General features: G+C 57.7%; 22 protein-coding genes, 1 rRNA gene and 1 pseudogene. 6 read left to right on the top strand and 18 right to left on the bottom strand.

The features are described from left to right. Positions 1-8: 8 nt before the first annotated feature. From ETC00_RS10925 to ETC00_RS10880, 10 genes and pseudogenes are all read right to left on the bottom strand, one after another. On the bottom strand, positions 9-971 hold the full coding sequence (locus ETC00_RS10925) for a substrate-binding domain-containing protein (RefSeq protein ID WP_171566074.1): 963 nt from the start codon (positions 969-971) through the stop codon (positions 9-11). A gap of 6 nt (positions 972-977) precedes the next feature. Next, positions 978-2735, bottom strand: coding sequence for a cache domain-containing sensor histidine kinase (locus ETC00_RS10920; protein ID WP_253264286.1), 1758 nt, complete (start codon positions 2733-2735; stop codon positions 978-980). After that, entirely contained in the window at positions 2732-4387 is a 1656-nt protein-coding gene (locus tag ETC00_RS10915) for a response regulator transcription factor (protein WP_171566073.1), read from the bottom strand. The genes ETC00_RS10920 and ETC00_RS10915 overlap by 4 nt, the downstream gene beginning before the upstream one ends. Positions 4388-4573: 186 nt before the next feature. Then, entirely contained in the window at positions 4574-5533 is a 960-nt protein-coding gene (locus ETC00_RS10910; protein ID WP_171566071.1) for a sporulation protein, read from the bottom strand. Positions 5534-5570: 37 nt separating this feature from the next. Then, positions 5571-6449, bottom strand: a complete 879-nt coding sequence (locus tag ETC00_RS10905) for an arginase family protein (RefSeq protein ID WP_371808900.1) — start codon at positions 6447-6449, stop codon at positions 5571-5573. A 98-nt stretch (positions 6450-6547) separates the two neighbouring features. Further along, complete coding sequence (gene copZ / locus ETC00_RS10900) at positions 6548-6748, bottom strand: copper chaperone CopZ (RefSeq protein WP_029100895.1); 201 nt, start codon at positions 6746-6748, stop codon at positions 6548-6550. A 188-nt stretch (positions 6749-6936) separates the two neighbouring features. After that, positions 6937-7098, bottom strand: a complete 162-nt coding sequence (locus tag ETC00_RS10895; RefSeq protein WP_171566070.1) for a hypothetical protein — start codon at positions 7096-7098, stop codon at positions 6937-6939. Continuing rightward, positions 7095-9392, bottom strand: a pseudogene (locus ETC00_RS10890) (heavy metal translocating P-type ATPase); the annotation flags it as partial. The gene ETC00_RS10895 and the pseudogene ETC00_RS10890, both read right to left, overlap by 4 nt. 156 nt (positions 9393-9548) lie before the next feature. Next, positions 9549-10466 (bottom strand): pseudouridine-5'-phosphate glycosidase, encoded by a 918-nt coding sequence (locus ETC00_RS10885; protein WP_171566068.1) that lies wholly within the window; start codon positions 10464-10466, stop codon positions 9549-9551. Positions 10467-10469: 3 nt separating this feature from the next. Continuing rightward, positions 10470-11570, bottom strand: coding sequence for a carbohydrate kinase (locus tag ETC00_RS10880; protein ID WP_171566067.1), 1101 nt, complete (start codon positions 11568-11570; stop codon positions 10470-10472). A 257-nt stretch (positions 11571-11827) separates the two neighbouring features. Between ETC00_RS10880 and ETC00_RS10875 the strand changes: the two genes are divergently transcribed. From ETC00_RS10875 to ETC00_RS10850, 6 genes are all read left to right on the top strand, one after another. Further along, entirely contained in the window at positions 11828-11983 is a 156-nt protein-coding gene (locus ETC00_RS10875) for a hypothetical protein (protein ID WP_171566066.1), read from the top strand. 170 nt (positions 11984-12153) lie between these two features. Then, positions 12154-12600 (top strand): MarR family winged helix-turn-helix transcriptional regulator, encoded by a 447-nt coding sequence (locus tag ETC00_RS10870; RefSeq protein WP_171566065.1) that lies wholly within the window; start codon positions 12154-12156, stop codon positions 12598-12600. 119 nt (positions 12601-12719) lie between these two features. Further along, positions 12720-13346: an FMN-dependent NADH-azoreductase gene (locus ETC00_RS10865; protein WP_171566064.1), complete on the top strand. Its 627-nt coding sequence runs from the start codon at positions 12720-12722 to the stop codon at positions 13344-13346. 78 nt (positions 13347-13424) lie between these two features. Next, positions 13425-13811 (top strand): DoxX family protein, encoded by a 387-nt coding sequence (locus tag ETC00_RS10860; protein WP_171566062.1) that lies wholly within the window; start codon positions 13425-13427, stop codon positions 13809-13811. Positions 13812-13873: 62 nt separating this feature from the next. Next, the gene (locus ETC00_RS10855) at positions 13874-14656 is read left to right on the top strand and encodes a pirin family protein (RefSeq protein WP_171566061.1); all 783 of its coding nucleotides are present in this window, start codon (positions 13874-13876) and stop codon (positions 14654-14656) included. Between the two features lie 273 nt (positions 14657-14929). Then, the gene (locus tag ETC00_RS10850; protein WP_171566060.1) at positions 14930-15967 is read left to right on the top strand and encodes a serine hydrolase domain-containing protein; all 1038 of its coding nucleotides are present in this window, start codon (positions 14930-14932) and stop codon (positions 15965-15967) included. A 57-nt stretch (positions 15968-16024) separates the two neighbouring features. Here the strand turns inward: ETC00_RS10850 and ETC00_RS10845 are convergent, their stop codons facing one another. From ETC00_RS10845 to ETC00_RS10810, 8 genes are all read right to left on the bottom strand, one after another. Further along, positions 16025-17542, bottom strand: a complete 1518-nt coding sequence (locus ETC00_RS10845) for a succinyl-CoA:acetate CoA-transferase ScpC (RefSeq protein ID WP_171566059.1) — start codon at positions 17540-17542, stop codon at positions 16025-16027. A 163-nt stretch (positions 17543-17705) separates the two neighbouring features. Further along, positions 17706-18377, bottom strand: coding sequence for a LytR/AlgR family response regulator transcription factor (locus ETC00_RS10840; protein ID WP_171566058.1), 672 nt, complete (start codon positions 18375-18377; stop codon positions 17706-17708). A 176-nt stretch (positions 18378-18553) separates the two neighbouring features. Then, positions 18554-20026, bottom strand: a complete 1473-nt coding sequence (locus tag ETC00_RS10835; RefSeq protein WP_171566056.1) for an alanine/glycine:cation symporter family protein — start codon at positions 20024-20026, stop codon at positions 18554-18556. Positions 20027-20289: 263 nt separating this feature from the next. After that, complete coding sequence (locus ETC00_RS10830; protein ID WP_171566055.1) at positions 20290-20610, bottom strand: hypothetical protein; 321 nt, start codon at positions 20608-20610, stop codon at positions 20290-20292. Positions 20611-20765: 155 nt separating this feature from the next. Continuing rightward, positions 20766-22217: a sensor histidine kinase gene (locus ETC00_RS10825; protein WP_171566054.1), complete on the bottom strand. Its 1452-nt coding sequence runs from the start codon at positions 22215-22217 to the stop codon at positions 20766-20768. After that, a complete protein-coding gene (locus ETC00_RS10820) occupies positions 22217-22912 on the bottom strand; it encodes a response regulator transcription factor (RefSeq protein WP_171566052.1) in 696 nt (231 codons plus the stop codon). Before ETC00_RS10820 ends, ETC00_RS10825 begins: the two co-directional genes overlap by 1 nt. A gap of 354 nt (positions 22913-23266) precedes the next feature. Next, positions 23267-24169, bottom strand: coding sequence for a hypothetical protein (locus ETC00_RS10815; protein WP_171566050.1), 903 nt, complete (start codon positions 24167-24169; stop codon positions 23267-23269). Positions 24170-24379: 210 nt separating this feature from the next. Then, a 23S ribosomal RNA gene (locus tag ETC00_RS10810) occupies positions 24380-24552 on the bottom strand; the annotation flags it as partial.

Raw genomic sequence — 24552 nt, 5'->3', positions numbered from 1 at the left:
GCGGTCTCTCACTTGACAAACGGAAACAGCAGCTTTTGGTTTTCCGACCAGAACATGTTGTCCATGTCGATGATTTTCGTTCCCGTATCGATACGGGAAGGGACGTGCAAGCCATTCATCGCCTCCACCGCGTGCTTGACGCCCAGGTAGCCCATGCTGAACGGATTCTGCATGATCGTAGCCTGGATCACACCCTCCTGAATGTACGCCAGCACGTCAGGCGGGCTGTCGATGGCTACCACTTTCACCTTTTCCGCCAGTCCTTTACTTTCAATCGCCTGGGCGGCGCCGAGCGCGGCGACGGCGTTAAGCGCAACGATGCCGTCGAGCGAATGGGAGTCGATCATCCTTGCGACCAGCTCACTGGCCTGGTTTTGATCAGAAGCGCCCTCCCTTGCCACGATCGTTACCCCCGGATAGTGGGAGATCGCCTCCAGCAGTCCCTTTTCCCGCTGGGCGGTGTTTCCCCCGCCCAGGACGGCGATCCTGCCATGCGTTCCGACCAGTTCAATCAGCTTCTCGCCCGCTCGTTTGCCCGAGTCAACATGATCGGTGCCAATCCAGCTGACCACCCCCGGCCCCGTCAGTTCGGAATCGATGATCAACACGGGGATGCGCTGTTCCTTTGCCCTTGACGTGGCTTCGTCCAGGACCTGTTGGCTGTCGGGTGCGATCACCACGGCAGCTGTTCCGTCCGCAAACGCCTGCCGGACCTGCGCCAACTGCCCCTTCACGTCTTCTTCGTAGTCGGGGGCGTAGAAATTGACGTTGACGCCAAACTCTCTGGCGGCCATCTCCGCCCCCCATTTTACCGTCCGCCAATAATCCCCGTGCTTCATCCTGACGATGAGCGCCACGTTCTTCTGTTTGACCTGGTCGGCGGCAGGATCGGCGCAGGCACCCAGGACGGCAGCCGCCGCCAGCAGCAGATATACGAATGTTCGCCATGCCTGTTTGCTTGACTGGTGCATTCCTCTTCACGTCTCTTCCGTTATCATCGGTATTCGTATGGTCACGGTGGTACCGGTCTCCTCATCGCTTTCGATGGAAAGACCGTACGCTTCGCCAAAAAACAGCCGGATGCGCTCATGCACATTTTTGATGCCGACGCCCGACCCATCCTTGCTTTTGATTTGGCCGGAACCGATCTGCTCCAGCACGTGGGGCGGGATGCCCAGCCCGTTGTCCCGCACCCGGAACAGGATGTCACCGTCCGACCGTTCCGCCGACACGGTGATCCTTCCCTGATCCGCCAACGGCTCGATGCCGTGGTAAATCGCGTTTTCCACGATCGGCTGCAGCAGAAGTTTCAGCGTCTTGCAGGGAAGCACCTCGTCCTGGGCTGTGATTTCATAGGTGAATTTGTTTTTGTACCGCATTTTTTGGATGACCAGATAATTCCGCACGTGCTCCAGTTCTTCCTGAACGGTGATGATGTTTTTCCCTTTGCTGAGGCTGATCCGAAACAGTTTGGAAAGCGCGGTAATGGTGGTGATTACGTCTTCGTTTTTGCCGATCCCCACCATGCGCACGACCGAGTTGAGCGTATTGTACAAAAAGTGCGGGTTGATCTGCGCCTGCAGCACTTCCAGCTCACTTTTCCGCTTGGCTTCCTGCTCCCGGATGATTTGATCCATGAGCTGCCTGATGCGGATCACCATGTGGTTGAAGCGGCGCGAGAGCTGCTCCACCTCGTGACTGCCGCGAACGGCCAGGTTGACCGTAAAATCCCCCTTCTCCACCTGCTGCATGGAGCGTTCCAGATTGCGGATCGGCCGGGAGATGGCAGCAGAGATATAGGTGAGGACAAACACCACCACGGCGATGACGACAACCAGCAGCCAGAAGATAAACCCGCTGATCTCCTTTTTGGTGGTGGCGATCTCGTCCATGTACGAGACGCCGACGATTTTCCAGCCGATGTCATCCAGCGTCTTGATCGTGACCAGCCGCCGCTCCCCGTCGGACTCGTCCACGTAGCTGCCGTACGAGTTTTTCAAGGCAATGGCCCGATTCTCGTTTTTCAATCCGACGTAGATCAGCTGCTGCTGCGGATGGTAGACGATGTTGCCGGCCAGGTCGATGATGTAGACATACCCTTTTTTGCCCAGCTCCACCCGCTGGCAGAGGTCGTCAATTGTTTTGAAATTGACGTCCACGAGCAGGATCGCGTCCTCCCTTTCGCCGTTCTGGGAGACCGAGATGCCCCTGCTCATCGAGACCACCCACTTGTACTCACCTTGAAACAGGTTCTGAATGTGCGGAAGGGAAAAGGAAATGTGGCCGGGGTCTCTCAACGCCGCCTGAAACCAGCTCTGTTCCTGCAGTCTCGTGTTTTTCCGCATCGCCGCCTGCGGATACGCGGCGATCAGTTCGCCCTCCCGTGAAAACACGGCCACCGAGACAAGATCCTCACGGGTTTCCAGAATCGTCCCCAACCGTTCCGTCAGCTTGTCGTCCGGCACGTTCTCGCTTCGGCGGATCTTCTCTGCGGCCAGTTCAAAAATCTCCTTCATGCTGTCCAGGTAGCTGTTCAGATTGAAGCTGACCTGGTCGATCATTTGCTGGGTGTGCAAAAATGCATTTTGTTCCGCTGTTTCGGAAAATTTGCTGTACAGCATGACGCCGACAAAGAGCATGACCGCGACGGTCACCAGCGTAAACGAGGCCGTGATGATAAACTGAATGCTCTTCATCTTCACCATTTGAACCAGCGCGTTAACCGGATTTTTCATCGTACCCCTCTGGCCATGTTTTTGTACTCCTTGGGAGACATGCCCCATTTCTTGCGGAAGCAGAAGCTGAAGTAGTTGGGGTCGGTATACCCGACTCGTTCTGCGATCTCAAAGGTTTTCAGGTCGGTCGTCAGCAGCAGTTCCTGGGCCGCTTCCATTCTCACCTGCAGCAGAAAGTTGACGAACGTCGTATTCATCTCCTTTTTGAAAATGCTGCTGAAATACCCCGCACTGATGTGAAGCTGCCTGCACACTTTGTGGATCGAGATGTCGCTTTCGTGGTAGTGGTTTTTGACGTATTCGACGGCCTGGGCGACGAGCCGTTTGTAGGAGGACTGCCTGACGCTGGCGATGCTGTTCATCATGCCCAAGCAGATGTGCAGCAGCCTGTCCTTCGTCTCCTGCAGCGTTTGGGCCTTGTGGATGTCCGTAAACCAGTGAAGATGTTCGCCAAAGACGCGCTCCGGCTCCAGATTGGCCCCCTTGGCCGCCTTCAGGATGGCGGTCAGAATCTCCAGCAGGTAAATGTGATATTCCTTGATGGACACGCGGGCATCGGCAACTTCGGCAAACAGCTCATCCAGGATGTCCCTTAGTTCCTGCGGCGTCCCCACCTTCAGACAGCGGATCAGCGCATGCTCTTTTTGCTCGTCGAAGCGGACCTTTTCCACGCAGCGCTTTTCCACGTCATCGACGCAGATGACCCGGTTGTTTCCGAGCACGACCCTGTAGTCAAGCGCAGCAACTGCATCCTCGTAGGAAAAGGAAAGGTCAGCCAAGTCGCCGGTGACCGTCCCGATCCCAGCTGTTACTGTGAATTCGCAAAATTTTTCAACGAATTGCCGCGCTTCTTCCAGCACGGCCGTCGTTTTCCGGAGGATCGCCTCCCGCCCGCGCTCCTGGTGAACGGCAATCAGGACTACATGGTCGTTATTGGTGAAGACAATCCCCAGACGGTGCTTGTCGACCACTTCCTGCACGATGTTGCGGACGGAGAGCAGCAGCAGTTCCCGATCCGTTCCCCTCGTCTGACGGCTGGGCGGCGGCGCAAAGTGATCAGCCGCATGTTCGTCGACACCGGGCCGGTCGATGCTGACGGCGCCGACCACAAAGCCGTTTCCCTCCAAATCGATCTGGTACGCGTGCGCCTTTTCCCGGATGTCGGCTGCAGGCAGCCGGCGGGTAATCAGCGACGTCAGAAACACTTCCCTTAGCACCGGCAAGCTTTTTTGATAGTGCTCCTTCAACAGGCGAATGTTTTTCTTCTCGGCGGCTTCTTGGTCAAGCCGCGCCCGCACTTTCAAAAGGGCGTCGATCAGTTCACCCGCAGAAAACGGCTTGAGCACGTATTCGTCGATCTGCAGCTTGACCGCTTTCCGCGCGTATTCAAACTCGTCGAAGCCCGTCAGAATCACGATTTTGACGGTGGGATACCGCTCTTTGACGACAGCGGCCAGCTCCAGCCCGTCCATAAACGGCATCTTGATGTCGGTGACGACGATGTCCGGTACGCTTCTCTCCATCTTCTCCAGCGCATCCTGGCCGTTTTCAGCCGTTCCGATGACCGCGAACCCGTAAGCCTGCCAGTCAACCTCGCGGATAACGCCTTCCCTTACGTCTTCTTCGTCGTCAATCAGCAGCAGTGTGTACATGCTTCTTCCCCCCGGTTACATATTTACTCCAGGCGGGCTCGGACTCCTCCCGGGCGGACAAGAAACAGGGCTTTCGACCGAAGCCCTATGCGTATCGTCCATGTCGTTTTCGCCGTACGTGATACCGCACGCCAACACGAAAAAACCACCGCCTCCCCGGAAAGGGAAACGGTGGGCGCACTGTAATTACAGTTCGTCAAAGCCGTCGAAATCGAAATCCAATCCCGCTTCTTCAAACATGTCACCGGCCGACTCTCCGATCTCCTCCATGACCTCGCCCAGCAGCATGCCGCCCAGGAAACCGGCCGCCATGCCGCCGATCATGCCGGCCATGCCATGGCCGTGGTGACCGTAGTGTCCCTGGTGACCGTGCGGCGGCTGACCGTAGGACGCCATCGACACGTACGGAATCGCCTGCGGATTTTCCGCATAGGTGCGAAGCGTATCCAACAGGAAACGGGAAAGCTCCTCTTCCCGGTCGGCAGCCAGCAGGTCCTGCGGCACGACGATCTCCGCCTTGCGCTCCATCTCTCCGCCGAACCTGCCGGGAACAGCCAGATCCAGCTCCGTCAACAGGCGCAGCTCACCCGGTGTGGAGAGGAAGACGACCTCCAGTTCCTTGAGCGGGATGTCCAGCGGCCGTCCCGTGAAAAACGAAAACTCCTGACCGTACGGCGTGAGCTTGCCGGAGTCGGGCTTTTGCCGCAGATCGAGGCGGGCCAGTGCGTTCAGCACGCGTTCCACCGGTTCCGGCGGCAGCACCTGCACCGGATCCAGGTCGGTCGGGTCAAGCGCCCGTTCCACATCCAGCTTGGTGTGCAGGTAGTACTGAACGGACGGTGTCGACACGGCCAACCCTGCCGGCAGTTCAAAGGCAAACGGAATCTCCTGCACAAAGGGCTTCGGCTGCACGGTGAAGCTGCGGCTGACCGGGTACGTATGCACCGGACGCGTTACCTCCTGCCCCCGCACGTTCACCTTCATCATCAGCAGGACGCTCAGTTCGGAGATGCGCTGTTCCACGCTGCCTCCTTCGATGCGGATCGCGCCCGTGATCGTCTCTCCCAACCGGTAGGCAGGGCGATCCAGCCTAAGATCCACTGTCGCCGCTCCCACTCCCAGTTTGGCCATCAGCTTTTTCAGCAAGACCCTTTCCCCCTTTTATATAAGCAACAGTTTATATTTATATCGTATCAGATCCAGAGGGGGTTTTGCGAGCAGCCAGTGCGCGGCCAAGCAGCCGAACCAGTCGGCTGGCCTGCTCACCTGTCACGTCCCGCAATGCGGAAAATTCCGTCACATTTACCCCGACGACGCGCGGATCGGCCAGCACAGTGCTCAGCAGTTCCTCCGTCTGCGCCAGCGACAGGCCGGTTTCGCTCGGTGAATAGGCGGCTGCCATTGCCTCCTTGTGCATCACGTCGACGTCAAAGTGGACGAGGATATGCGCATCAGAAGGGATCGCCTGCAAGATGTCGGCTGCCAGCGGGCCCGGTCCCCGTTCACACAACTGATCAAGCGTGAAGATCTCTACTCCTAAAGTCTCGTCCGGCATCTGCTGGCACCCCAATACGGCGATGCGGTCCGCTGTCCATCCGGTCTCCTCGATCCAGACGCCGCCGCCCTGAAGCAAAAACCACAGGCCCATGCCGGCTGCCCCGACACAGCGGGAGGCTGAGGGCACCCTCGCGTCAACGTGGCCATCCAGCACCAGGAGGTACGCCTTGTCTCCATAGACGTCGCGAAACGCTTGCGCCGTCCCGACGATCACGCTGCAGTCGCCGCCGAGAAACAGGGAAAATTGGTCGCGGCCAAAGCAGCCGCGCGCCTCTTCGCGCAGCAGGTCCCAGACCATGCGCGGCGCCGGCCAGTTGCGAACAGGCGGAACGTTATGCCGCGGCAGATAAGCGGGAAGGGCCAGATCACCCCGGTCGGTTGCCGGTATACCCTGCTCCTGCAGAACGGTCATCAAACCCGCCGCCCGCAAAGCGGCTGGCGCCAGTTCCGTACCGGAGACATAGGCGCCGGAGTAGATGGGAATGCCTGTTATCGTTACATTCACCGCGCTCCCTCCTTAAATCAAGCTGCTTCCATTTTATCACAGACTGCTTTTTCCATCCCGGATCGTGTTCGCCAGCCGAGGGGCACAGCCGCCAGGTGTCAGACTACATCGTATCCCTGGTCTTCGATCGCTTCCTTGATCGCCTCCAACGTCAGGGCGTTCTCGTCATAGCTGACCTCCACCGTTTTGGCGGCCAGATCCACTTTTCCGGATGCGCCCAATTCCTTCAGTGCCTTTTCAATCGCGTTGACGCAGTGATTGCACGACATTCCTTCCACGCGCAGCGTTACGTTTTGCATGATGATCGCTCCTTTTTCCTGTTTTCTGTATGCTTTCTGTCCGCCTGCCGCCGCCTCTGCATTTCACGGGACCGGATGCAGGCGGGCTGGTGATTGCCGGTCGGGCCGCAGACCTACGAGCCGCGATTGCGTTTAACCGGCTGACTGTGAGGCGGTATGATCCGCCGCCGCTGGCCGGTCTTAGCTGCTTACTGCGCGGCAAGGACGGCCGGCTGATTCAGGGAGTGGTTCTCCTGCTGCTGATGCGGAGCTTCTCCTGGAGTTGCAACCGCTTCGTACAGCAGGTAGCCGCCGATGACGAGTAAAAGGTACACGACGCCGGAAAGCGCCCATGCAGCTGTGCGGCTCATCTCATCGCCCCTTCGTTTCTTGTGATTCCAGGTTCCAGTTTGACGCGCTGCAGGCGCAGGGCGTTCAGCACGACCGACACCGAGCTGAAGGCCATCGCCGCTCCGGCCAGCCAGGGCGCGAGGAAGCCCAGCGCCGCCACAGGGATGCCCAGCGTGTTGTAGGCAAAGGCCCAGAACAGGTTCTGCTTGATGTTGCGGATGGTTTTGCGGCTCATCAGGATCGCGTCGGCTACGCCGTTTAGATCGCCGCGCATCAGGGTAATGTCTGCCGCCTCCATGGCCACGTCCGTTCCGGTGCCGATCGCCATCCCAATGTCGGCGGTGGCCAGTGCGGGCGCGTCATTGATCCCGTCGCCCACCATCGCTACCCTGCGGCCCTGCTGCTGCAGCTTTTTCACTTCGTCCGCCTTTCCTTCCGGCAGCACTTCCGCGATCACCCGATCGATTCCCGTCTGGCGGGCGATCGCCTCCGCCGTCTGCCGATTGTCGCCGGTGATCATGACGACCTCCAGTCCCATCGCCTTCAAGCGCTGCACCGCCTCGCGGGACGTCGGCTTGATCGTATCGGCCACCGCCACCAGCCCGGCCAGCCGGCCGTCCACGGCCACCAGCATTGCCGTTTTGCCCTCCTGCTCGAGCCGTGCCATTGCCTCCGCCACCTGGTCAAACGGGATCTGATGCCTGTCCAGGAGACGTCGCGTCCCTACCAGCACCTCCCTGCCGTCTACTGCGGCGCGGATGCCAAACCCGGGAACCGCCTCAAACGTGTCGGCGGCTCCGCTCAGCGTGACGCCCCTGTCGACAACTCCCTTGACGATCGCCTGAGCCAGCGGATGCTCGGAGTGTTTCTCCGCCGCTCCCACCAGCGCCAGCAGCTCCGCTTCCTCCATCCCGTAGGCCAGCACGTCAGTCAGCGCCGGCTCCCCTTTCGTCACCGTGCCCGTTTTGTCCAGCACGATCACATCCAGCTTGTGGGCCGTCTCCAGGTGTTCACCGCCCTTGAACAAAATCCCCAGTTCAGCGGCTCTGCCCGATCCGGCCATGATCGAGGTGGGCGTCGCCAGCCCCAACGCGCACGGGCAGGCGATCACCAGCACGGCGATGCCTTTCTCCAGCGCGGAGGCGAAGTCCCCCGGCGTCACCAGCAGGTACCAGACGGCAAAGGTAACGAGCGCGATGCCGACGACGACCGGCACGAAGATGCCGGAAATGCTGTCAGCCAGCCGCTGAATGGGCGCTTTGGAGCCCTGCGCCTCTTCCACGACCCGGATGATCTGGGCCAAGGCTGTCTCCTTGCCCACTTTGGTCGCCCGCACTTTGAGAAAACCGTGTTTGTTCAGCGTGGCGCCGATGACCTCGTCGCCCGCCGCCTTGTCGACAGGAACGCTTTCACCGGTCAGCATCGATTCATCGACCGCCGATTGTCCCTCCAGCACGATGCCGTCAACAGGCACCTTTTCCCCCGGCTTCACGTGGATGATGTCGCCCGGACGCACGTCTTCCACCGGAATCGTCAGCTCCTCGCCGTTACGGACCACCACGGCCGTCTTCGCTCTCAGACCCATCAGCTTGCGAATCGCCTGTGACGAACGCCCCTTGGCCTTTGCCTCAAACAGCTTGCCGAGCAGAATCAGCGTAATCAGCACGGCGCTCGTCTCAAAATAGAGCTCCGTCATGTGCGCCCCCGACCCGATGGAGCGAACCGCCAGGTAGAGACTGTAAAAGTAGGCGGCCGATGTGCCCAAGGCGACCAGCACATCCATGTTGGCGCTGCCGTTGCGCAGTGCCTTGTAGGCGCCGACGTAAAACTGCCGGCCGACGATGAACTGCACCGGCGTCGCCAGCGCCAACTGCACCCACGGATTCATGAACATCTCCGGCAGCCAGATGAACGAAGTGAAGGAAAAATGGCTGACCATCGCCCACAAAAGGGGGAGGGAGAGGATCAGGGAAAAGAGAAACTTCCCGGTTTGCCGGTCGATTTCCTCCGCCCGGCGGTCAACCATCTCCGCATCAGTCTGATCGTCCTTGGCAGCCGCTTGATACCCCAGCTTTTCCACCTGACGGATCAGGTCGTCCACGCCGACCTGCCCCGCGTCGTATTCCACGGTGGCTGTCTCCATGGCCAGGTTGACGTTTGCCTCCAGCACCCCGGGCAATTTGTGCAGCCCCTTTTCGATCCGGGCCGCGCATGCCGCGCAGGTCATGCCGGAAATCGAAACCGTCGCTTCTTTTATTTTCGCGCTCATCGCGTCTTCCTCCGCATCAAGATACCCACGAGGGGTATATTTTTGGTAGTATTCCCTCCAAGGCTCCTGTTTATTACATGCCCATTATATAATACCCCGGGTGGGTATATCAAGCATTTGCGCTAACATCTTCTGCCAAAAAAAGGGCGCCGTCCGTTTTTGGACAGCGCACAATGGCGGCCGCTGTTATTGCGGGCCGTTTCAGTTTTTCTTGGCGTGATAGGCGACGGCAATCTTCGCCGCTACTTCCGCGTTGTGTTTCACCAGAGCGATGTTGGTCTGCAGGCTCTTGCCGGCCGTCAACTGTTTGACCCGGTCGAGCAGGAATGGTGTCACTTGCTTTCCGGTGATGCCCTTTTCCTTGGCTTCCGCCAGCGCTTGCTCGATGACGGCTTCGATCTCGCGGTGATTCAGCGCGTCCGCTTCCGGCACCGGATTGGCGATGACCAGACCGCCGTTCAGTCCCAACTGCCACTTGGTGTCCATCAGCGTCGCCACTTCCTCCGGCGTGTCCAGGCGGAAATCGACACCAAAGCCGCTCTCGCGGGCAAAGAAGGACGGGAACTCGGCCGTGCGGTAGCCGACCACCGGCACACCGTGCGTCTCCAGGTATTCCAGCGTGCGGCCCAGGTCGAGAATCGACTTGGCTCCGGCGCAGACGACGGCCACGTTGGTTTGGGCCAGTTCGGTCAGGTCAGCGGACACGTCCCAGGTGATCTCCCCTTCGCGGTGCACCCCGCCGATGCCGCCGGTGGCAAACACGCGGATGCCGGCCAACTGCGCGGCGATCATCGTGGCGGCTACAGTGGTGGCGCCGATTTTGCCGCTCGCCAGAATGTACGGAAAGTCGCGGCGGCTTACTTTTTCCACCGATTTGTTGGTGGCAAATTCCTCCAGTTCAGCCTCGGTCAGCCCGATCTTGATTTTTCCGTTCATGATCCCGATGGTGGCCGGCACGGCGCCGTTGTCGCGGATGATGCGCTCCACTTCTTTGGCCATTTCGATGTTTTGCGGGTACGGCATGCCGTGTGAGATGATCGTCGTCTCCAGCGCCACGACCGGCTGGTTGTTCTCCAGCGCGTGACGCACTTCTTCCGTGCAGGTGAGATATTGTTTCATGGATTATCGCTCCTTTTCATATTGGCTTACTGTTTGTGCGAGCTGTTCCGGCTGCAGCAGCGGCGAGACCGACTGCTCCGTCTGCAGGGTCAGGGCGGATGCGGCCAATCCGAGGCGGCAGGCTTGTCCGAATGGTTCATTGTTGACGATGCCGTACAAAAGTCCGGAGGCAAATGCGTCGCCCGCGCCGGTGACATCCACCACCTCTGTCGGATACGGGGCCAGGTGCTCCGCCTGTTCCGCCGATTGATAGTACACGCCTTGCTCGCCCAGCGTGACGACCACCCGCTTGACGCCCCGCTCCCGGATCTGACGGCACGCCTCGGCGCACTCCTCGATCGACGTGATTGACATGCCGGCCAGCAGTTCCGCCTCTTCCCGATTGGGCAGGATCGCGTCCACGCCGTCCAGTCTCTCCGGCAGTTTCTTCGCTTTCGCGGAAGAGACTGGATCGACATACAGCGGGATGTTTTCCTGTTTGCAGCGCTGGATGATGTACGCCAGGCAATCCGCCGGCAGATTGGTATCGAGAAAAACGGCCCGCGCTGCCGCGATATGGGACCACTTGTCTGCAAACATCTCCGGGGTAAGCGCGTCGTAGATGTCCATGTTGGCCAGCGAGACCACCATCTCCCCGTCGATGTCCAGAAGCGCGGTGTAGGTGCCCGTGCGTTGGGCCGGCAGCCGCCATACCTGGCTGACGTCCACGCCGTGTCTTTTCGTCTCCTGCAAAATCCATTCGCCCTCTTTGTCTTCACCGACGCAGCTGATCAGCGTGACGCTTGTGCCCAGCCGCCCCAGGTTTTCGGCGATGTTGCGCGCAACACCACCGCACGACTCGGTGATGGCCACCGGATTGGACGAATGCAGCCGCACTTTTTGCTTCCCGCGCGCCTTCCGGTCCAGGTTGGCTCCGCCGATGCAGACGATCCGCCCTTCGTCGCGCAGCACATAGGCACGTCCCTTGATCTCGCCCCGTTTGGTGAGCTGGGCGATGTACCCGGCCACCGCCGAGCGGGAAATGCCGATCTTGTCGGCCAGCTCCTGCTGGCTGATAAACGGATTTTCACGAATGTAGCGCAGGATGAGCTGTTCCTTGTCCACGCCCCTCCTCCTTTCTTCCGACATCATTCCCTGTTTCTTATCACATTCTCTTTCTAAACAAAAGTTTATCATATAAACAAATGTTTGAGAAGAAAAAACACACGCCCCTTTCCCCAGACAAGAAACGCGCCTGCCGCCCCGCAACCAATCTTCGGCGCGCATCGGGATTGCTCCCGGCATGGGACAGGCATACCGAGACAAGCTGCATGTGCCGCCCTGTTTCGCGCACACTAAGCGAAAAACAGGTGGGATCTCAATTGGCTGATCAACGAGAAAAGCAAAACCGCGAAGACGAGTATTTTTTCTTTGACCTGTCCGACGAAAGCCACGAAAAACTGCTGGATAAAGAACTGCGGGAAGCGAAGGAAAATCCGCTGGGCCCGCTGGAGGAAGTCACCAAAGTGGAATACTAGGCCGTACTGCCGGCACCCTCTGCCCGCTCGCATCGCAAGCACCAGGGGGTGTCGCCTTTCATGCCGCTATCCCCTGTCAGCTCGGCTAATTGACAAGACAATCCCTCTCGTGTACCATTATCTCAAATTAGAGATATTAAACATCAAAACAAAAAGGAGGGCCATCCTTTATGACAGATACGCAGCAGCGAAACGAGTCACTTGAGCTCCTGATTGCGCTGTCCCGTTCCTACAACTGGGTCACGGCCCATGTCAACCGCGACATCCGCCGCCATGGATTGAACCCGACAGAATTTGGCGTCCTGGAAGTCCTGTTTCATAAAGGCCCCCAACCGTTGCAGCAAATCGGCGAAAAAATCCTGATCTCCAGCGGAAACATTACCTACGTTGTGGATAAACTAGAAAAAAAGAAGCTGCTGGTACGCAAGCCCTGTGCAGAGGATCGGCGCGTCATTTACGCGGAGCTGACCGACCAGGGCAAACAGTTTTTGGCTGATATTTTTCCGTCCCACAAGGAAGCGATCGAAAAGGCTGTGAGCGGCCTTACCGCCGAGGAAAAACAGCAGGCGATCGCGCTGCTGAAAAAGCTGGGGAGGGCCGCGCAGGAACGATTTTAGAAAATGCCTGCTGCCCGCAGCCAATAAAGACCTTGACAAAACAGCGGAGAGATAATAATCTTGAAATCAAGATTTACAAAACAAAGGTTATTGACTTACAAAATGAAAGGAGAAACCGCATGAGCAAAGTTCTGTTTGTGAAAGCCAACAACCGTCCCATTGAACAATCCGTCAGCGTGAAGCTGTACCACGCGTTTCTGGATAGCTACAAAGAATCCCATCCGAACGACGAGGTAGTGGAACTGGACCTGTTTGCGGAAAACCTGCCTTACTACGACGTGACGAAAATCAACGCCATGTACAAATCCGGCCAAGGCATGGAGCTGACCGCAGAAGAACAGAAGGCAGCCGATCTGGTGAACAAGTATCTGAATCAGTTCCTGGAGGCCGACAAGGTGGTGTTCGCTTTCCCGCTGTGGAACTTCACCGTGCCTGCCGTGCTGCATACCTACATTGATTACCTGTGCCAGGCCGGCAAAACGTTTAAATACACCCCGGAAGGTCCGGTTGGCCTGCTGAACAACAAAAAAGTGGCCCTGCTGAACGCGCGCGGCGGCATCTACTCCGAAGGTCCGGCTGCGGCGGCGGAAATGGCTGTAAACTTTGTGCAAAACGTCCTCGGCTTCCTCGGAGTGAAAGACATCTCCACCGTGATCGTGGAAGGGCACAACCAATTCCCGGACAAAGCCGAAGCGATCGTGCAGGAAGGCTTGGAAAAGGCAGCAAAACTGGCGGAGACCTTCTAAGGCCCGCCGGCCTTTTCGGACAAACATCTTGATTTTGAGATATTTAAAATTAAAATATATGAAGGAGAGATGAACATCATGATGGATCTTGGTTTGTTGATCATTCGTCTGGTCGTGGGATTGACGTTTGCGGGGCACGGCGCCCAAAAACTGTTTGGCTGGTTCGGGGGCCACGGATTGAAAGGAACCGGCGGATGGATGGAGTCCATCGGATTGAAGCCGGGCGTTACCATGGCGCTGCTGGCCGGACTGGGTGAGCTGGTGGGCGGCCTGCTGTTTGCCGCCGGTGTCGGCACGTGGGTCGGTGCGCTGTTGATCGCCCTGACCATGCTGGTGGCAATCGTCAAAGTTCACGGCGCCAACGGCTACTGGGTGACGCAAAACGGATACGAATACAACCTGGTGCTGATTGCGGTGGCAATCGGAGTGGCCCTGATCGGCCCCGGCGCTTACGTCCTGTTCTGATCATCGCACGAAAAATGGTAGCTTTCGGAGACCGCATCCCTGTGTTGAAGGAGGAACTGCACATGCACATCGCTGTTTATTCGCCAAACGAACAAGGCAAAGGTCATTTCGGCAGCGGCGAGATCGTGGAGAACAAACCGATCGGCTTTCCGCACGAACACTCGGCTGTCAAGCGCGTCGGCCCGCTGTTTTACTGGGCCTGGGCCAAATCGCTGGCCACGTTTGAGATTCCCCTGCATCCCCACTCCGGTTTTGAAATCATTTCGTACGTCTTGACAGGCACGGTGGGGCATCGCGATACGCTTGGCAATCTGCAGCAAGTCTCGACCGGTGGCGCACAGGTCATGCAGACCGGCTCAGGCGTCTATCACGCGGAAGAACTGCCGGCGGGAACGGAAATGTTTCAGATCTGGTTTGAACCGCATCTGGCCCGCGCCGTCAAGGAAGCGCCCACGTACCATCAATACGACCATGAACAGTTTCCCGTGGAGGAAGCGGACGGCGTCCGGATCAAACATGTGATCGGCCCACAGGCGCCCATCCGGCTCGTGACCGACGCGGAGATGGCCGATATTGAGATCGCGGCAGGACAATCCTGGACCTATTCTCTCCCGGACGGATACGCTCTGGCGGCCGTGGTGGTGAGCGGCCGCGGCACTGCCTGGCCGCAGCGGCAGGCGGACGGCGGCGCTGCGGACAACGCTCCCCTGGAAACAGGCGACTTCACCGTCGTCACAACCAACGGGACGGAATCGGTCGTTTTCCAAGCCGATCCGGGTGAATCGCTGCGCCTCGTCGCCATCCGCGTCCCCGCCGAGGTGGAGTACCCGCTGTATCGCAAATAATCGCAGCGGCTAAAGCGAGGCCGTCACGCAGAAAGTGACGGCCTTTTTATTATGTTCGCGCCTCCTCCGCAAGCTGATCGGCCGGCCGTTTTCTAAGTCTGGCCAGCCCCTTGTTAAACTTTTGTTTGAAAGGAAAAGTGACGCATTTCCTCCTCCCATTCACGGTTTTCCCCTTCATTCATCCGTTTTTCCGGCAGGAATTTCCCCGTTTTCCCGCGAAAAAGACGTACATACGTTCGCCCTTTCATTTCCATCGATTCGGAGGAGAGTCACATGCTGCCCTGTAAACCGACTGCCGCCTTTGATTCCTTGTTCGAATACGCCGAGCGGATCAACCGGCTGAACGGCGGTACCGCCTGCGCCATCTACGTCATCCAGCGCGGCCGCATCGTCGCGGAGCACTACAGCGGCCACCACTCCCACGCAGCCGATGCCCGTCCGGCGGCTGCCGATTCGCAGTTTCACGTCGCTTCCGTCCGCAAAAGCTACATCGGCTTTGCGGTCGCCTGGGCTGTGCACTCCGGCGGCATCGCCTCGCTGGACGAACCGGTCTCCCGCTACCTCTCTACGGATGAGGACAGCCGCCGCCTGCTGGACGGAGTCGCCGTCCGCCATTTGTTGACCCACACGCACGGACTGGATCGCGATGGCGATGGCCGGCTGGTCATCCGCTTCGCACCGGGCACCGGCTGGGCTTACAACAACACGGGCATCCAACTGCTCACCGAGCTGGTTCCCCGGGTGACCGGACTGACTGTCGCCGAATTGCTGGAGGAGAAGATTTTTGCCCCGCTCGGCTGGCGGGAGACCGGCTGGCGTACCGCTCCGGCGGAAACGCTGGTGCCGGTCATCATGGATCAGAAGGGTACCGCCAAGCTGCTGGTTCACCCGGACCCGTCCGGTGCGGAACCCAATCTGCACGTTTCCGCGCGGGAGCTTGCCTGGTGGGGGTATCTCCACCTGAAAGCCGGTCAGCTCAACGGCAAGCAAATCGCTCCGGAAGCGGTATTTCGCCTGTCCGTGTCCTGCCAGTCGCCCTCGTCGCTGCCCCCCGGCCTGCCTCAAAACGGCTGTCTCTGGTTCGTCAATTCGGGGCCGTCGCCGCAGTACATCATCGGGGACAGCGTTCCCCGGGGCTCATACAAGATCGTCGGCCATTCCGGACCACTCCTGCTCGTCGTGCCGGAACTGGACCTGGTGTTGGTCCGTATGGCCAACAAAAACGGCAACTGCGAGGATGAGCAGGGCACCTATCTCGATTACCTGAAAGCGTTCAGCGACCGCGCCGTGGCAGCGGCCAAACGGGCGTAACCACCGCTTGGGCCCTGCTGATGAGCCAAGCTCGAAACGAACAAACGGTCTCCCCCGTCAGCGGGAGGAGACCGTTGTCATATCGAGCATCGTGCCTTCCCTGGCGAACCGCGTGTGCCAGGAGAACGCTTTTTCCAGCACATGCGGCGTATGGCCGCCGCGCGCCAGCGCTTCCCGGAAGTAGTCGCGCAGTTGATCACGATAGAGCGGGTGGGCGCAATTCTCGATGATCAGCCGGGCCCGTTCGCGCGGCGCCAGACCGCGCAGGTCGGCCAATCCCTGCTCCGTGACGACGATATCGACGTCGTGCTCCGTGTGGTCCACGTGGGAGACAAACGGAACGATGCTGGAGATCTTGCCGCCCTTGGCCACCGACTTGGTGACAAATATCCCCAGGCGGGCATTGCGGGCAAAGTCGCCGGACCCGCCGATGCCGTTCATCATACGCGTCCCCAGGACGTTGGTCGAATTGACGTTGCCGTAGATGTCAAACTCCAGGGCAGTGTTGATGGAGATGAGCCCCAGACGGCGGATTATCTCGGGATGGTTGCTGATCTCCTGCGGCCGCAGCACCAGCTTGTCGCGGTACGCGTGGAAGTTGGCTGCCACCTGTTTCATTTTCTCCGCCGTCAGCGTGATCGAACAACCGGACGCAAATGTCACCTTGCCTGCGTCAATCAGCTCAAACACAGCGTCCTGCAGCACCTCGGAATACACCGTCAAACCGGAAAACTCCGACTCCAAAAATCCGTTGAACACCGCATTGGCGACTGAACCGATACCGGACTGCAACGGCATCAGGTTTCGCGGCAGCCGCCCTTTTTTCACTTCATGACGCAAAAACTCGATCAAATGGCCGGCCATCACCGCCGTTTCCTCATCCGGCTCGACGATCGTGGACGGAGAGTCCCACTGCTCAGTGATGACGATGCCCTTCACTTTCTCCGGGTCGACCGGAATGCCCTTTTGCCCGATCCGCTGTTCGGCCGAGGTCAGCGGGATCGGCGCACGTTCCCCCTGCCGGCCTGGCGTGTAGATGTCGTGGATGCCTTCCAGCGCGAGCGGCTGTGCCACGTTCAGCTCGATGATGACGTGCTTGGCATGTTCCACGAAGACGTTGGAATTGCCCACGGAGGTCGACGGAATGATCATCCCGTCTTCCGTTACTGCAACAGCTTCCACGATTGCATAATCAATCGGGTCCATCACTCCCGCGCGGATCAGCTCGGCCGTATGGGACAAATGCTGATCGACAAACAGCAGTTCTCCCTCGTTGATCTTTTGCCGCATCACCGAATCCACCTGAAACGGCAGCCGCTTGCCGACTATTCCCGCTTCCGCCAACACCGTGTCCACGCCGGAGCCCAGGGACGCCCCCGTGTATACGTTGACGGTAAGCGGCCGTCTCCCCTGTTTTGCCTGTTCTGCCAGGGCGACCGGCACGACCTTGGCGTCACCGGCCCGTGTAAACCCGCTCAGCCCGAGGGTCATGCCATCCCCAATCCAGCTTGCCGCTTCCTCTGCCTGGACGATTTTGTCTCGCAGGCGTTGATCGCGTAAGCGCTCCCATACCATGTTAGCCACCTGCCCATTTCGTTCGTCTGTTTGCTACCACAGTAGCACATCCAAACTGAACGAGCACTCGATTTCCCGCAAGCCAGAAAATGCGGCGGCAGGCCAGAAAAAACACCCCTGAACATCAACGGCGCCCAACAACAGGCCCAGGGCTTAACGCCCCTTAAAACCCGAGCCTTTGCCGGAAATGGCTGGCGTAGGACTGGCTGACCGGCACGCGGGTCCGCTGCTTGTCTTTCATCTCCAGCATGAATGTAGAATGAAAATGCGGATGGATAAAGCCAACGGCTTCGATATTGACCAGATAGCTCCGATGGCAGCGCACGAACCGCTCGGGCGGCAGCATTCGTTCCAGTTCGGTCAGGCTGTAGCGGTTGACGTACGAGCCGTTTGCCGTGTGCAGCAGCGTTTTGCCCTCGTGTGAACGGATAAACATGATGTCCGACACGTGGACAGGCAGCCAGCCGTTGTCCGTCTTGCCGGTCAGCACGGTCAGCGCCGGCAGCGGCGCCATAAGCGGCATCAACACCCGAGGGTATATCGCAGTGACGCAGCCCTCGAGCCGTGCGCCGCGCACAAGCGGCAGCGAGACACCGTAATAGGGAACGCCAAACACCCGGCTTTCCACGTATTGCGCCACTTTCCGGCGAGCAGTAAGCGCTTTGTGCGTCGCCGAGCCTTCCCGCACTGCGTCGCCCGGTTTGATTTTCAGGTCGATGCTGGCGCTGGGCTGATAGTAAATGTAGCGGGAATCGTCCGAGACGGCGATCGACACGCCCTCCGGGATCACTTCACCGATCATCTGCAATACTTCGGGAACCAGTGTTTTCTCCATGCTTCATCCCTCTGCCATGAAAATGGATGTGTACTTTTATTAAAACACAATTGCTCCTGCTCCGGACGAACTCTCCTCTCTTTTCCACCGGCGGCGCCGATTTCGCAATGAGAACGGCAACGGAAAAAGACCCCGGCGCTGCATGTGCAGTCCGAGGTCTTTTCACCATTACGACATTACGACGTTTTCCTTCTGGACATATCCGACTCGCCCTGGTACTTGTATTCTTTCTCCCAGAAATCCGCGTCGGCAATGCCCACCTTGACCGGATCGAATACCGGGTCTTTCCCTTCTTTCATCTGGCGTTCATAGTCCTTCAACACGGCCAGCGCCGGCTTGGTGAGCAGCAGAATGGCGATGATGTTCAGCCACGCCATGCTGCCGACGCCAATGTCCCCCAAGGTCCAGGCCAGACCTGCCGTCTTCACGCTTCCGTAGAAGGTGACCCCCAGGATGACGATCTTCAAGGCGTACTCCGTCCAGGGCCGCTTCACGTAGCGGTTGAGATAGGCCAGGTTGGTCTCCGCCATGTAGTAGTAGGCCATGATCGTGGTAAAGGCAAAGAACAGAAGCGCAATCGCGACAAACGGAGCGCCGAAGCCGGGGAACACCGACTCGATAGCCTGCTGGGTATAAATCGGACCCGGCTCGACGTTACCCAGGTTGTTCACGATGGGCGCCGCTCCTTCAGGCGTTACGTTGTACATGCCGGTAATCAAAATCATGAAAGCGGTTGCAGAACAGACAAACCACGTATCCACGTAGACGGAGAACGCCTGAACCAGCCCCTGCTTGGCAGGATGGGACACTTCTGCTGCGGCGGCTGCATGCGGCGCGGTCCCCTGCCCCGCTTCGTTGGAATAGATCCCCCGCTTCACACCCCAGGAGATGGCGGCGCCGAGAATGCCGCCGAAGGCAGCGTCCACACCAAACGCACTTTGGAAGATCAGCTTCAACACGCCAGGCAATTGGTTAATGTTCATAATGACAATAATCAAGGCCACCAAAATATAACCCAGCGCCATAAACGGCACGACTACCTGTGCTACATTGGCAATCCGCTTGACGCCGCCGAAGATGATCGCAGCCAACAACACGACCAGGAAAATACCCGTAATGGCAGGGTGGATATTAAAGGCGTTTTCGATCCCCGCCGCGATGCTGTTTGCCTGCACACCCGGCAGCAGCACGCCCGTCGCGATGACGGTCACCACTGCAAACAAGACAGCGTACCATTTCAGCTTCAACCCTTTTTCAATGTAATAGGCAGGGCCGCCGCGAAACTGGCCATCTTGTTTGGTTTTGTACACCTGACCCAAGGCGGCTTCGACGAACGCCGAACCTGCCCCCAAAAAGGCCATCATCCACATCCAGAAGACCGCACCCGGTCCCCCTGCAGCGATCGCGGTCGCCACGCCGGCGATGTTGCCCGTCCCGACACGGCCGGACAGCGCCATCGACAAGGCTTGGAAAGACGATACCCCTGCCTCGGAGCTCTTTCCTTCAAACATGTGCTTGATCATGGCTTTAAAGTGTCTCAGCTGCAGAAACCGGGTCGCCAACGAGTAAAACAAGCCTGTCCCCAAACAGAGATAAATCATTGCAGGACTCCAAATAAGGTCGTTGATCCACGTAATGATTGCTTCCAAATAAATTGCCCCCTTTCAAAATCTTTCGATATTGTGCAATTATAAAATATTTCGTTTGTTCATACAACTGGAAATAATTTCGACACCGTCCGAAACCAGACCAGCCAATGAATCACCGTCATATTGAATACCCACTGTCTTGCGAGAAAACGTATGGCCGCCAAAACAAAAAAGGACGGTAAAAACCGTCCTGACATATATGGATACATGGAGGGATGCGGGGAAAGAGTGGTGTTGCTCGCCTATGACCGAATGTCTCGCCGTTAGTTCTGGGCGGAATCGGTAGTAGATTCGGAACCTGTCGAACCCGAATCGGTGGAGCCGGTGGTGTCAGAAGCCCCCGTCGAGGCGTCGGACGTGCCGGCATTCGAGTCAGCTACACCAGCATTCGCGTTCGATTGTTCTTGAGAAACCGAGCTGTCGGTCGATTGGTTTTCCGTTTGAGTAGACGTCTCCGGAGTCGTGGCACTTCCGCCGTCCTGCTGTGTTGCCGGTTCCGGCGTGTCCGTTCCATTGGAGCATGCCACCAGGCTGCCGGACAGCAGTACAGCCACAGCGGCCAGGGATACCCATGTTTTTTTCATGTTCATTCTCCCCTTTCGTTTCAAGGTTCATGACGACCTCGCCGTCACACTCATAGCGTAACGGGAAAAGATAGCCATTCCGTGAGCGAAGTGGGAAAAAACCATGAACAAACTATGAAAAAATCATGACCGTCCCGAACCGCTTCGACGCCGTATTACTGCGCTTGCGCCTGACGGTACTTTTCCACGGTCGGCAGCCAGACCGTAAACGTGGTTCCCAAGCCCGGCTCGCTTTCCACCGTGATGGTTCCGTCGTGCAGTTCGACCAGCTCTTTGACGATCGCCAGCCCCAACCCCGTGCCCTTGTTTTTCTTGGAACGTCCGCGATCTACCTTGAAAAACCGTTCCCAAATGCGCGGGAGGTCGTCTGCGGCGATGCCAATGCCGCTGTCGGCGACAGACATCCTCACCCACTCTCCATCCGGTTCTGCGGTGATGCGGATCGTCCCTTCGTCGGTAAATTTCACTGCATTTTTGACCAGGTTTTTCACAATTTGGGCGACACGGTCCTTATCGGCGTAGATCTTCGGCAGGTTGTCCGCCAGTGCCACCTCGATCTCCAGCCCTTTCTCCGCCGCTTCAGGGCGAAAGGCAAACGCCGTCTTGTTGATCACCTCGGCCACATCGACCGGGAATCTGGCCAGCGTCACCTCGTTGTTCTCCAATTTCATCAAATCCATCAGGTCGTCTACCAGACGGTTGATTTGCATCGTTTCCGAGTACATCACGGCGTAATACTTTTGCCGCGCTTCCTCCTCTTCCACCAGGCCGTCCTGCAGCGCCTCCAAAAAGCCTTGGATCGCCGTCAGCGGCGTCCGCAGCTCATGCGACACGTTGGCGAGAAAATCGTTGCGCACCCGCTCCAGGTGGTGCCGTTCCTGCTCCACCCGTTCCAGCTTTTCCGCCAACGTATTGATCGTCTGCGCAAGGTCGCTGATCTCGTCCGCCGTGTCTATCTTGACCCGCTCGGCGTAGTTGCCTCGTCCAATTTCCGTGGCCGTGCGCTCGATTTTTTTCAGCGGCCGGGAGATCGACCATGAGAGATAGGAGACCATTGCCGTGGACAGCAGGACGCCGAACAGGGTGGCCCAGAGGATGGTTTCCCGCATTTGGGCAAAGGTGCGCTCGATGCCTTCGATCGGGGCGTGCAGAATGATCCCCCCGTAGATCTCCTCTCCTTCTCCCCAGGGAATGGCGACGGAGAGCATCGGGTCCGCCAAGCCATCGATCTTCAGTTCCGTTACCGCGTTTTCCCCGTTCAGCACCTTGTTGGCGATCGACATCGCGACCGATTTTCCCGTAAACACTTCGTCTTTCATCGAGGTGGCGACAATTTTCCCATCAGCGTCAAACAGCCAGATGCGCACATCGTACGTTTCGTCCAGATTGCGCAGTTGTTCCAGCAGACGTGCATTAACCCGACGGCTGTCATTTATCTGTACGTTCACTTTTTTCGCCTGGCGCAGCAGTTCCTGTTGCTTGGCATTGTAAAAGTATTCCTTGGCGAAAAAGGAGATCAACAGACCGGAGATGCCCAATCCGATCAGCACGGTGGCAAGATAGCTGAACAACAGGCGGCGAAAGATGCTTTTCGACATCCCCAGCATTACTTGTCCACCTCGAATTTGTAGCCGATTCCCCACACCGTGTGGATGCATTCGTAGGGAAGCTTGCTCAGCCGCTGCCTGATCTTTTTGATGTGCACGTCAATCGTGCGGATGTCGCCAAAATAGTCAAAACCCCAGATTTGTTCCAGCAATTGCTCACGCGAAAAGACGCTGCCCGGCGATTTTGCCAGATGGACCAGCAGGTCAAACTCCTTTGGGCGAAAGCTGATTTTTTCACCGGCTGCGATCACTTCCCGCTTGTCCAAATCAATGGACAACTGATCGAATGTGAGCAGGCGCGCCGCGTCTTCCTCCACCTTTTCCCTCGGCTGCATTCTTCTGAGGATGGCCCGAATCCTGGCCACCAGTTCACGCGGACTGAATGGTTTCGTTACATAATCGTCTGCCCCAAGCTCCAAGCCGAGCACACGGTCAAATTCTTCGTCCTTTGCCGTAAGCATGATGATCGGCGTGTCCCATCTTTTGCGGATTTCGCGGCACGCCTCAAAGCCGTCCATCTGCGGCATCATGACGTCGAGAATAATCATGTCCGGCGATTCTTTTTCCACCAGCTCCAGCGCTTGTCTGCCGTCGCTGGCCACTACCAGGTCAATCTGCTGCTTCGCAAAGTACAGGCGAATGATTTCGCATACGTTTGGATCGTCATCGGCTACCAACACCTTTGTATGGCTCATAGCCAACAACCCCCCTTCTCCCATCGGTACTTTTTTGGAGGCAGCCCTATTTGTCACATGTGTTGTAGGAACAGTACCCTGTGTTGATCTTCATTCGGAAACAACAAGACAAGCTTCCGCTGAGAAGAACCTGCTTCTTCGAGAAGCCATGCAGCAAAAGCTTTTCGTAAAGGCTTTCCTTATGGTAACACAGATGGGGATGAATGTGGACCTGTAAAGGCGGGGGAATCATTGTCATTTGTGGGGCCGTTGCAGTCTGCACTTTGAGACGGTGCTGCTGCCTAGTCTCTGTTTTTTCACCGTTTAGGAGCAAAAGAAAGCTGCCTCCCTTGCAGGAAGAGACAGCTATTCGCGTTATGGTATGATCGTCAGTAGTTTACAAGCGTTCCGCTCCGCTTCAGCCCGTTCCGTTTCCGGAAGACGTTTCAAGAGGTCGAGGGCTGCGTAGGGAAATTTCAGCGCATGCGGGTCAGTAAAGGTTTTCGCCCAATACTGCGGATCGTAGAGAGAGACAAAGACAGGCTCCTTCACCTCATCCTCCAGCACGAAGTCTGGAATCTGACGATTGAGATGCATCTGGATGCGATGATTAACCATCCCGGTTGAAACCAAATCATCGTATCCGAATCGTTCCAGATCGGTCAATGCCTGCGCGTGGGTAATGCTGTGAATGGTTTCGCCAGCCAGATGATACATGACTCCGTCAATGACGCGCCCTGGTACGACTGTGTGCAGCTCGCTGAATGTCCGCCTCGTCATGTCCAGCGTGTCCTGATATGCGGGAATGTCTGGGACGTCTGCTGCCGTCACTTCAAAATAATTTTCAATTCCCCAGTACCGGTTCGGTCTGTCTTTTGTCGTTCCCTCCAACATTGCGGCCAGCCCGTCCACAATTTGAGGCGTGATCAAATCAGGTCGCTGACGCAGCGCCTTCAGAGCCAGAACGCCCAAGGCCAGGCCGTGACCGGAGGTTCGAAGCTGTTTCACATTGTCCGCAATGCCTTTGATGATCCACTCAAGCAGTACAGGATCAGCTTCTTCCGGCTCAGGTGGCGCAAACCACTCCGGATGCTGGCGGCGAAACGCTTCACACGTCCGCTCAATCCCCTCTTTCACATGCTCCGGCAGTTCGTGCTCCTGATTCATGAAGTACCCGGCCAGCAACGCAGCCCCCACGTGACCGAGAGGCCATGACGTTTTCCCTGCACGGGCCATGCCTACAATCCCTAGCTCCACATACGAATCCAACACCCGCATATCATCCCTCCACTTTCCTGTTATTGGAATCATTATATTACATACTTTTTTGTTTTTAAAGTATAAATTAGTACTTACACTCGTGCCCATGCTGTTCCCGCTCAACACACAAAAAACCCCGCCTCTTTCCCGTTGCGAAAAAGAGACGAGGTTTTCGTTTACGTTCATTCCCTGAAAACTGGATATGCATGGCGGCAAAGGATCATTGGAGTGGATAAGTCCTCGACCGATTAGTATTCGTCAGCTCCACGCGTTACCGCGCTTCCACACCGAACCTATCAACCTCATCGTCTTTGAGGGGTCTTACCAGCTTGACGCTGTGGGAAGTCTCATCTTGGAGGGGGCTTCACGCTTAGATGCTTTCAGCGCTTATCCCGTCCGCA

The sequence above is a fragment of the Brevibacillus sp. MCWH genome (genome assembly GCF_013096935.1).
GTDB lineage: Bacteria > Bacillota > Bacilli > Brevibacillales > Brevibacillaceae > Brevibacillus > Brevibacillus aydinogluensis.
This window is presented reverse-complemented; position numbering and strand designations above follow the sequence as displayed.